Here is a 9,298-nt window from a genome sequence, read left to right on the forward strand (position 1 = left end):
GGCCGCCGCCTCGGCCCCGCGCGCCTCCGCCTCGGCCCGCTCCTGCGCCACCTGCATCAGCACGCCGCCGCTGCCCAGATAGGCATAGCCCACCTGCGTGCGGTCCACCCCCAGCGCCAGCACATCCAGATGCGCGTCGAACAGTCGCGCCAGCGGCGCGGCGCCCGCCACCGCCTTCGCGCCTTCTGCCGCTGATGTCACGATTGTGGTCAAGGATTTGAACGACATGGCATGCCTCCACAGAGCTGTTGGACCTCGTGTCAACCTTAGGCATCATGTCACTGTGCCGCATTGACCCGGATCAACTCTGCCCCTCCTTTGGGTTGACATGGATCAAAGCTGCTTGAGCCGCCTTCTGCCAAAGCGGGAGGGTCAAGAAGGGCGCGGACGACTCGCATCGCCATGCGGGCCGGACCGGGCCAAGACGAAGGGACGCAAAATGTGGGATTACGTTAAACTGGTCGTGCTGGGAGCGATCGCGGTCTTCGCCGCCATCGCCGCCCAATACGCGCATGACCTGGCCTATATGGTGAACGCGATCGTCGTCATGCTGGCCGCCGCCATCACATTCGTGGTGGTGCTGCGGCATATGTATGAGCCGGTCGCCGTTGACCCCAACACCTATAATGACGATGTCGTGCGCGCCGGCGTCATTGCCACCGCCTTCTGGGGCGTTGTGGGCTTTCTGGTCGGCGTGGTCATCGCCTTCCAGCTGGCCTTCCCGGCCCTGAACATTCCGGGCGTCGAGGGCATCCTGAACTTCGGCCGCCTGCGCCCGCTGCACACATCGGCCGTGATCTTCGCCTTTGGCGGCAATGCCCTGATCATGTCGGCCTTCCACATCGTGCAGCGCACCTGCGCCACGCGGCTATGGGGCGGCAATCTGGGCTGGTTCGTGTTCTGGGGCTGGCAGCTGATGATCGTGCTGGCGGCGACCTCCTATGTGCTGGGCGGCACCCAGTCCAAGGAATATGCCGAAACCGTCTGGTATATCGACCTCTGGATCGTCGTGGTCTGGCTGTCCTTCCTCGCGGTGTTCCTCGGCACGCTGATCAACCGCAAGGAGCCGCATATCTATGTGGCCAACTGGTTCCTGCTGTCGATGATCATCACCGTGGCCATGCTGCATGTGGTGAACAACCTGGCCGTTCCGGTCTCGATCTTCTCGTCCAAATCGGTCTCGGCCTTTGGCGGCGTGCAGGATGCGATGACGCAATGGTGGTATGGCCACAATGCCGTGGGCTTCTTCCTGACGGCGGGCTTCCTCGGCATGATGTATTACTTCGTGCCCAAACAGGCCGAGCGCCCGGTCTACAGCTATAAACTGTCGATCATCCACTTCTGGGCGCTGATCTTCCTGTATATCTGGGCCGGTCCGCACCACCTGCATTACACCGCCCTGCCCGAATGGGCGGCAACGCTGGGCATGGTGTTCTCGATCATGCTGTGGATGCCCAGCTGGGGCGGCATGATCAACGGTCTGATGACGCTTTCGGGCGCCTGGGACAAGCTGCGCACCGATCCGATCATCCGCATGATGGTGGTCTCCATCGGCTTCTACGGCATGTCGACCTTTGAAGGCCCGATGATGTCGATCAAGGCGGTGAACTCGCTGTCGCACTATACCGACTGGACCATCGGCCACGTCCATTCCGGCGCTCTGGGCTGGAACGGCATGATCACCTTTGGCGCGCTTTACTTCCTCACGCCGCGCCTGTGGAACCGTGACGGGCTTTACAGCCTCCGCCTCGTGTCCTGGCACTTCTGGCTCGCCACCATCGGCATCGTGCTTTACGCCGCCTCGATGTGGGTCTCGGGCATCATGGAGGGCCTGATGTGGCGCGAGGTCGATCAGAACGGCTTCCTCGTGAACGCCTTCGCCGACACCGTGGCCGCGAAAACCCCGATGAATATCGTGCGGGGCGTGGGCGGGCTGATGTTCCTCTCCGGGGCGATCATCATGTGCTACAACCTGTGGATGACCGTGCGCGCGCAGCCTGCCAAGGCTGTCAGCCCCGCGGCCGTCCCGGCAGAATGAGGAGGGGACGCGAATGGCTTTCCTCGACAAACACAAGGCAATCGAAACCCATGCCACGCTGCTGCTGGTCCTGTCCTTTCTGGTCGTGACCATTGGCGGTCTGGTGCAGATCGTGCCGCTGTTCTACCTCGAGAACACCATCGAGAAGGTGGAAGGGGTGCGCCCCTACAGCCCGCTCGAACTGGCCGGGCGCGAGATCTATATCCGCGAGGGCTGCTATGTCTGCCACAGCCAGATGATCCGCCCGATGCGGGACGAGGTCGAACGCTATGGCCATTACAGCCTTGCGGCGGAATCGATGTATGACCATCCGTTCCAATGGGGGTCCAAGCGCACCGGGCCGGATCTGGCCCGGGTGGGCGGGCGCTACTCCGACGAATGGCATGTCGATCACCTGATGAACCCGCAATCGGTGGTGCCGGAATCCATCATGCCGAAATACGAATATCTGATGGGGAACGTCATCGACGCCCGCTACATCGGCGATTCGATGCGGGCCAACCGGCTGGTCGGCGTGCCCTATTCGGATGAGATGATGGAGGCCGCCGCCGCCGATTTCGTGGCGCAGGCCGATCCCAATGCCGATACCGAGGGGCTTCTGGCCCGCTATCCCAAGGCGCAGGTGCGCAACTTCGACGGTCAGGCCGACCTGACCGAGATGGACGCGCTGATCGCCTATCTGCAAGTGCTGGGCACCATGGTTGATTTCTCGACCTTCCAGCCCGATCCGAACCGGTAAGGGGGGCATGATGGATACCTATTCCCTCCTCCGCCAGTTCGCCGACAGCTGGATGCTGATCCTGATGACGGCGCTGTTCCTGGGCGTGGTGGCCTATGCCTTCCGCCCCGGCAGCCGCAAGCTTCAGGATGAGGCCGCCAACTCGATCTTCCGCAACGACAAGCGCCCTGCTGGCGCTGCGGAAGGGTCCAGCCGCAATATCAAGGAGGCGTAAGCGATGTGCGCCAAGCAAGTGCAGACCAAACCCGGTGAGGTTCCGACCACCGGCCATGAATGGGATGGCATTCAGGAATATGACAATCCGATGCCGCGCTGGTGGCTGTGGACCTTCTATCTGACGATCTTCTGGGCGGCGGCCTATATGGTCTTTTATCCCGCCTGGCCGCTGGTCAGCAGCGCGACGCAAGGCCTCTGGGGGAACCAGGCGGCGGGTGATCCGCGTCTGGCTGTGGCCGAGGAGATTCAGCGCTTCGATGCCGCCAATCAGGGAAAGAAAGACGCGCTGGTGGCCGCCGATCTGACCGCCATCGCCACCAATCCGGAACTGGAAGCCTATGCCAAATCTTCCGGGGCGGCGGTGTTCAAGACCTTCTGCGCCCAGTGCCATGGGGCCGGTGCGGCAGGGGTGCAAAACCTCGGCTATCCGAACCTGCTGGATGACGACTGGCTCTGGGGCGGTGACATGGAATCGATCCACACCACGATCACCCATGGCATCCGCAACACCACCGATCCCGATGCCCGCTATTCGGAAATGCCGAAATTCGGCGCCGATGGTCTGCTGGACGCCACCCAGATCGGGCAGGTGGTCGAACATGTGCTGAGCCTTTCGGGGCAGGACCATGACGCCACGCTGGCCGCTGCCGGGGCCACCATCTTTGCCGACAACTGCTCCAGCTGCCATGGTGCGGCGGGTGAGGGCGACCGGGCGCAAGGCGCGCCCAAGCTGTCGGATGCGGTCTGGCTTTACGGTGGCACGCGCGAGACGATCACCGAAAGCGTGACCTATGCCCGTTTCGGCGTGATGCCGAACTGGAATGGCCGCCTCTCGGAAGACGAGATCCGCGCCGTTTCCGTCTATGTGCATGGTCTGGGCGGCGGCGAGTAAGCGCCATTGCCGCGAGAAAACCGCAAGCCCCCGGAGCCATCCGGGGGCTTTTTTCTTGCCCATGGCCTCGGGCGGATCAGGAAACGCACCGCGTTTCCCCGCCCGCGCGGAAACGGTGACACTGGACCCTTTCAACGGCCACTCCAGAGGCCAGCGCCCGCCCGGCGGGTGTGAAGCACCCGCCCCCCGCAGGGCGGGCGCTGGCCGTTGGCTTCGGGCCAACGGCCCGAACGCGGAAACGGGACCGCATGACCTCGGCGATGGCCTCGGCCAATTCACCGCAGCCCATCCCCCCAAAGCAAAAGGCCCCCGGATCATCCGGGGGCCTTCATTGCGCGGGCTCTCCGCTTTGGCATCCTGTCATGCTGTCACCGCCCCAAAGCCGCGCGGCGCTGCCGGATATACTCCTCGTCCTCGCGCTTCAACCGCGCGAAATCCTCGCCCCGCAGCGGCGGCGACAAACGCACGGCCATCATCAGGCTCTCTGCAAAAATCCCTAACATCATAACCTCCTGTCAGCTCGGGTATGTCTTGAATATAGGCCAAAAACCGGCATCCTGCATGGCGGAAATTCTTGATGGATGTAAGGCAGGCTTTCGTGATCGACTGGCGCGGCTTCCCGCCGCTCTCTGCGCTGCGCGCCTTTCTCGCCTTCGCCGAGGCCGAGACGCTGGATCAGGCCGGCGCCCGCATCGGCGTGACCCATGCCGCGATCAGCCAGCAGATCCGCAGCCTCGAAGCGCATCTGGGCCTCGCCCTCGTCGAACGCGGCGGCCGCCGCCTTGCCCTCACCGCCGACGGGCGACGGCTGGCCGACTCGCTGGCGGTCGGCTTCGGCCAGATCGGCCAGACCCTCGCCTCGCTCACCGGCGCGGATGAGACCGCCGCGCTGCGCATCACCACCACCCCCAGCTTCGCCGCCGGCTGGCTCATGCCGCGCCTCGCCGATTTCCGCGCCCGGCACCCGGCGGTCGATCTGGTCATCGACCCCGCCCCCGAAAACCGCGAGATCGGCGCCGAGGCCGATGTGGCGCTGCGCTATGGCAATGGCCACTGGCCGGGGCTGGAGGCGCGGCTGATCCTGCGCTCCTCGGTCGTGGTGGTGGCCGCGCCCTCGCTGGTGCCGCCCGGTGCGGCGCCGGATGCGCCGCTCGACCTCGATCACCTGGCGGGCCTGCCCTGGCTGCAAGAGCTGGGCACCCACGAGGCCTCGCAATTCTTCGACACCTATGGCATGCGCCGCCGCGTCGGCGCCGCCCTGATCACACTGCCCGGCAACCTGATGCTGGATGCCGCGCGCAACGGGCAGGGCGTCGCCGTGATCGCCGAGGCCTTCGTGGCCGCCGATCTCGCCGCCGGGCGGCTGCGCCTCCTGTTCGAGGATGCCGGGCGCGAGGGTTATTTTCTGGTCACGCGCCCTGGCCCGCAGCGGGCCTCTTTGCGGGCCTTTTGCCAATGGGTGATGCGGCAGGCCGCCCAGCCGGGCGAAAGCGTATAGGCCGTTACCGTTTCGCGGTTTTTCGCGGCCAAACTGTAGGGGCCGTTACACTTCCGCAGGCCGGTTTGATTCAAGTCAAGGCGCGGCGCCCGCCACCATGCGATCACAGGGCGTCCGCGCCGAAATGCAGGACACCGGCACCGCAGCCCCATCCTGTTCGCGCGTTTCCTGGGGGCCGCGGTGCCGTGCTTTTTCTGGCACACCCCCTCCGCAAGCCCCCGATTTTTCGACGAAAAATCGCGTTGCGCCGCCATATTCCGAATGCGCGATATGACGCATGGCGAAGATGTATGGCTGATGCGATTTTTGATACAGGTCAAGGCAGGGGCCGCGCCCCTGTCGCATATCTGCCGCCAGACCAGCCGCCCGATCAACCGGAGCCCTTCCGTGTCCAGCCAGCATTCCGAACCCTCGCTTTACGCCGCGCGCGAACCGATCTTCCCCCGCCGCGTTAAGGGAACTTTCCGCACCCTTAAGTGGTGGCTGATGGCCTTCATGCTGTGGGCTTATTATGTAATGCCTTGGATTCGTTGGGATCGTGGCCCGGCCTTGCCCGATCAGGCGATCCTCTTGGATCTGGCCAACCGCCGCTTCTTCTTCTTCATGATTGAGATCTGGCCGCATGAATTTTACTTTGTTGCGGGCCTTCTCATCATGGCTGGCCTCGGGCTTTTCCTGTTCACCTCCGCCGCCGGGCGGGTCTGGTGCGGCTATGCCTGCCCGCAAACCGTCTGGACCGACCTGATGATTCTCGTCGAACGCTGGATCGAGGGCGACCGCAACGCCCGCATCCGGCTGCACCGCCAGAAATGGGATGCCGAGAAATTCCGTAAGCGCTTGATTAAATGGACAGTCTGGTTCCTGATCGGTCTGGCGACCGGCGGGGCCTGGGTGTTCTATTTCACCGATGCGCCGACGCTTTTGCACGATCTGGTGACCGGCAACGCCCATCCCATCGCCTATACCACCATCCTGATTCTCACCGCGACCACCTTCGCCTTTGGCGGTTTCTTCCGCGAGCAGGTCTGCATCTATGCCTGCCCCTGGCCGCGCATTCAGGCCGCGATGATGGATGAGGACACGCTGACCATCGGCTATCGCGACTGGCGGGGCGAGCCGCGCGGCAAGCAATCCGTTGAAACCAATGGAGATTGCATCGACTGCATGGCCTGCGTAAACGTCTGCCCGATGGGGATCGACATTCGCGACGGGCAGCAGATGGCCTGCATCACCTGCGGGCTGTGCATCGACGCCTGCAATGACGTGATGGACAAGATCGGCAAGCCGCGCGGCCTGATCGACTATATCGCCCTGACCGATGAAACCCGCGAACGCGCGGGCCAGCCGCCGAAATCGGTCTGGAAACACGTCTTCCGCCCGCGCACCATCCTCTACACGGTGTTGTGGTCGGGCGTTGGCATTGGCCTGATTGTTGCGTTGTTCCTGCGGTCTGACATTGACATCAACGTCACCCCGGTGCGCAACCCGACCTTCGTGACCCTCTCGGATGGCAGCATCCGCAACACCTATGATATCCGGCTGCGCAACAAGCTGGGCGAGGCGCATGATTATGCGATCACCCTCACCGCCGCCGACCGGCTGACCCTGCGTCTGGAGGGCGTCGAGGGCAATGTGGTCACGGTTCCGGCCAATGACACGCTCTCCACCCGGGTATATGTCGAGGCCGCGCCCGATAGCGGCGCCGCCAGCCGCGAGCGCACCGAGTTGCGGCTTTGGGTCTCGGACGCCACGCCGCAGCCGGGTGGCAAAGAGGCGCGGGTGCATCATGACACCGTCTTCAACGGCAAGCCGGAATAAGGCAAGATGAGACCGGGCCCCGATCGGCCCGGCCACATGTCCCGGGCTGCAAGGCCCTGAAACTCAAGGGAAACATATCATGGGCGAAATCACCGGGCGTCAGGTTTTTGCGGTCACCGCGGGGGCATTCACGGTCATTATCGCGGTGAATCTCTATATGGCCTATAGCGCGGTCTCCACCTTTCCGGGGGTCGAGGTCGCCAATTCCTATGTCGCCTCGCAGCAATTCGAGGCCAATCGCGACGCGCAGGCCGCGCTTGGCTGGCAGCTTGCCCCGGACTATCGCCCCGGCGAGGGCGTGGTGCTGCGCTTCACCGATGCGCAAGGGCTGCCGGTGCAGGTGCAGGGTCTGGAGGTTCTGTTGGGGCGCACCACCTCCAGCGCCGAGGACCAGCGCCCGGCCTTCCACCGCGAGGCCGGTGCCTATACCGCGCCCGTGACCCTGGCGCCGGGGAAATGGATGTTGCATGTCAAGGCCTTGGCCGAAGATGGCACCCAGTTTCAGCAACGGCTTGACCTCTATGTGAAGGGCTGAGCCATGAGCCTCGTCGAACGCCTGCCGCTGCCCGACCGCGAGCCTGAACATGCCACCGCCTCGGCCTGTCCGGCCTGCGTGGCGGCGCCCTCTGCGCAGGATCTGGCGCGGCGGGCGCAGGGCGAGGCCCGGCTGATGCTTTCGATCCCCACGGCACATTGCGCGGCCTGTATCTCCACCGTGGAGCAGGCGCTGGCGGCGGTGCCGGGCGTGCAATCGGCACGGGTCAACCTGACCATGCGCCGTGTCTCGGTCGCCGCCGACCCGCAGTTGGAGGCCGCCCCCCTGATCGCCGCGCTGCACGGCGTGGGTTATGAGGCGCATGAGCTGGATGCCGGGCTGCTGTCGGCCACCGAGACCGACAAGCAGGGCCGCGATCTGCTGATGCGGCTGGGCGTCGCGGGCTTTTCCATGATGAATGTCATGCTGTTATCGGTAGCGGTCTGGTCCGGGGCAGGGGAGGCGACGCGCGATCTCTTCCACTGGATTTCCGGGATGATTGCCCTGCCGACCGTGGTTTTTGCGGGCCAGCCCTTCTTCAAATCGGCCTGGGCCAGCCTGCGCGCCGGGCGTCTGGGCATGGATGTTCCGATCAGCCTGGCGCTGATTCTGGCGTCCTCGATCTCGGTCTTCGAGACGCTCAACTCCGGCCATCACGCCTATTTCGATGCCGCCGTGATGCTGGCCTTCTTCCTGCTGGCGGGGCGCTATCTGGATCACCGCACCCGCGCGGTGGCGCGCTCTGCCGCCGAGGAGTTGGCCGCGCTGGAAGTGCCGCGCGCGCTGCGGTTGACAGAGGCCGGCGAGGAAACCGTGTCGATCACCGATCTGGCCGTGGGCGATCTGCTGCGCGTGCGCCCCGGCGGTCGCATGCCGGTGGATGGCGTGGTGGTCGAGGGCACGTCAGAGGTGGACCGCTCGCTTTTAACCGGGGAAAGCCTGCCGGTCTGGGCCGGGCCGGAGACGGTGGTCAGCGCGGGCGAGGTGAACCTGACCGGGCCGCTGACCCTGCGGGTGACGGCGGCGGGGCGCGATAGCAGCCTGCACCGCATGGCCGATCTGGTCGCCGTGGCCGAGGCGGCGCGCACCCGCTATACCAGCCTGGCCGAGCGCGCCTCGCGCGCCTATTCTCCGTTGGTGCATATCTTGTCCTTCAGCGCCTTCGGCTACTGGATGTGGGCGACAGGGGGCGACATACGATATGCGGTGAATATCTCGGCGGCGGTGCTGATCATCACCTGCCCCTGCGCGCTTGGCCTGGCCGTTCCGGCGGTGGTGACGGCGGCCAGCGGCAAGCTGTTTCGCAAGGGCCTTTTGATCAAGCATGGCACCGCGCTGGAACGTCTGGCCGAGGTGGATACCGTGGTGTTTGACAAGACCGGCACGCTGACCATGGGCGCGCCCGAGGTTACCAATCTGGGCGAGCATCCCCGCGCGGCGGCCGAGGTGGCGATGGCGCTGGCCGAGGCCTCGTCGCATCCGCTGGCACTGGCGCTGGTGGCGGGCGCAAGGGTGGCGGGCTTGCATCCGGCGGCGGTGAGCGCGCTGCGCGAGGTGCCGGG

Annotated in this window: 9 protein-coding genes and 1 pseudogene; 8 read left to right on the forward strand and 2 right to left on the reverse strand. The window is 64.9% G+C overall.

From position 1 onward, the window contains the following. Positions 1 to 228: pseudogene (locus tag JNN06_RS14720) on the reverse strand (universal stress protein); the annotation flags it as partial. A gap of 211 nt (positions 229 to 439) precedes the next feature. On the opposite strand from JNN06_RS14720, the gene ccoN reads away from it, so the two are divergent. Genes ccoN through ccoP form a run of 4 tightly spaced genes read left to right on the forward strand, consistent with a single transcriptional unit; the run spans position 440 to position 3,885 of the window. Continuing rightward, positions 440 to 2,038 (forward strand): cytochrome-c oxidase, cbb3-type subunit I, encoded by a 1,599-nt coding sequence (gene ccoN, locus JNN06_RS14725; RefSeq protein WP_291240348.1) that lies wholly within the window; start codon positions 440 to 442, stop codon positions 2,036 to 2,038. Between the two features lie 13 nt (positions 2,039 to 2,051). Beyond that, on the forward strand, positions 2,052 to 2,777 hold the full coding sequence (ccoO, locus tag JNN06_RS14730) for a cytochrome-c oxidase, cbb3-type subunit II (RefSeq protein ID WP_291240349.1): 726 nt from the start codon (positions 2,052 to 2,054) through the stop codon (positions 2,775 to 2,777). Positions 2,778 to 2,787: 10 nt separating this feature from the next. Beyond that, positions 2,788 to 2,991, forward strand: a complete 204-nt coding sequence (locus tag JNN06_RS14735) for a cbb3-type cytochrome c oxidase subunit 3 (protein ID WP_291240350.1) — start codon at positions 2,788 to 2,790, stop codon at positions 2,989 to 2,991. 3 nt (positions 2,992 to 2,994) lie between these two features. Next, positions 2,995 to 3,885: a cytochrome-c oxidase, cbb3-type subunit III gene (ccoP, locus tag JNN06_RS14740; protein WP_291240351.1), complete on the forward strand. Its 891-nt coding sequence runs from the start codon at positions 2,995 to 2,997 to the stop codon at positions 3,883 to 3,885. Positions 3,886 to 4,253: 368 nt separating this feature from the next. Here ccoP and JNN06_RS14745 read toward each other — a convergent pair whose 3' ends face one another. After that, positions 4,254 to 4,388, reverse strand: coding sequence for a hypothetical protein (locus JNN06_RS14745; protein ID WP_291240352.1), 135 nt, complete (start codon positions 4,386 to 4,388; stop codon positions 4,254 to 4,256). A 74-nt stretch (positions 4,389 to 4,462) separates the two neighbouring features. Between JNN06_RS14745 and JNN06_RS14750 the strand changes: the two genes are divergently transcribed. The 4 genes from JNN06_RS14750 to JNN06_RS14765 all read left to right on the forward strand — a co-directional run. Then, positions 4,463 to 5,383, forward strand: coding sequence for a LysR family transcriptional regulator (locus JNN06_RS14750; RefSeq protein WP_291240353.1), 921 nt, complete (start codon positions 4,463 to 4,465; stop codon positions 5,381 to 5,383). A 387-nt stretch (positions 5,384 to 5,770) separates the two neighbouring features. Next, a complete protein-coding gene (gene ccoG, locus JNN06_RS14755) occupies positions 5,771 to 7,201 on the forward strand; it encodes a cytochrome c oxidase accessory protein CcoG (protein WP_291240354.1) in 1,431 nt (476 codons plus the stop codon). 79 nt (positions 7,202 to 7,280) lie between these two features. Next, on the forward strand, positions 7,281 to 7,736 hold the full coding sequence (locus tag JNN06_RS14760) for a FixH family protein (RefSeq protein WP_291240355.1): 456 nt from the start codon (positions 7,281 to 7,283) through the stop codon (positions 7,734 to 7,736). Between the two features lie 3 nt (positions 7,737 to 7,739). Then, the coding region (locus JNN06_RS14765; protein WP_291240356.1) for a heavy metal translocating P-type ATPase at positions 7,740 to 9,298 on the forward strand (1,559 nt) is incomplete at its 3' end.

It is taken from the genome of Gemmobacter sp. (assembly GCF_016792925.1).
Taxonomy (GTDB): domain Bacteria; phylum Pseudomonadota; class Alphaproteobacteria; order Rhodobacterales; family Rhodobacteraceae; genus Gemmobacter.

Excerpts from the sequence above, each read along its gene's own strand:
- ccoN (WP_291240348.1), top strand. The coding sequence starts at position 440 with ATGTGGGATTACGTTAAACTGGTCGTGCTGGGAGCGATCGCGGTCTTC.
- ccoO (WP_291240349.1), top strand. The coding sequence starts at position 2,052 with ATGGCTTTCCTCGACAAACACAAGGCAATCGAAACCCATGCCACGCTG.
- JNN06_RS14735 (WP_291240350.1), top strand. The coding sequence starts at position 2,788 with ATGGATACCTATTCCCTCCTCCGCCAGTTCGCCGACAGCTGGATGCTG.
- ccoP (WP_291240351.1), top strand. The coding sequence starts at position 2,995 with ATGTGCGCCAAGCAAGTGCAGACCAAACCCGGTGAGGTTCCGACCACC.
- JNN06_RS14745 (WP_291240352.1), bottom strand. The coding sequence starts at position 4,388 with ATGTTAGGGATTTTTGCAGAGAGCCTGATGATGGCCGTGCGTTTGTCG.
- JNN06_RS14750 (WP_291240353.1), top strand. The coding sequence starts at position 4,463 with ATGGATGTAAGGCAGGCTTTCGTGATCGACTGGCGCGGCTTCCCGCCG.
- JNN06_RS14760 (WP_291240355.1), top strand. The coding sequence starts at position 7,281 with ATGGGCGAAATCACCGGGCGTCAGGTTTTTGCGGTCACCGCGGGGGCA.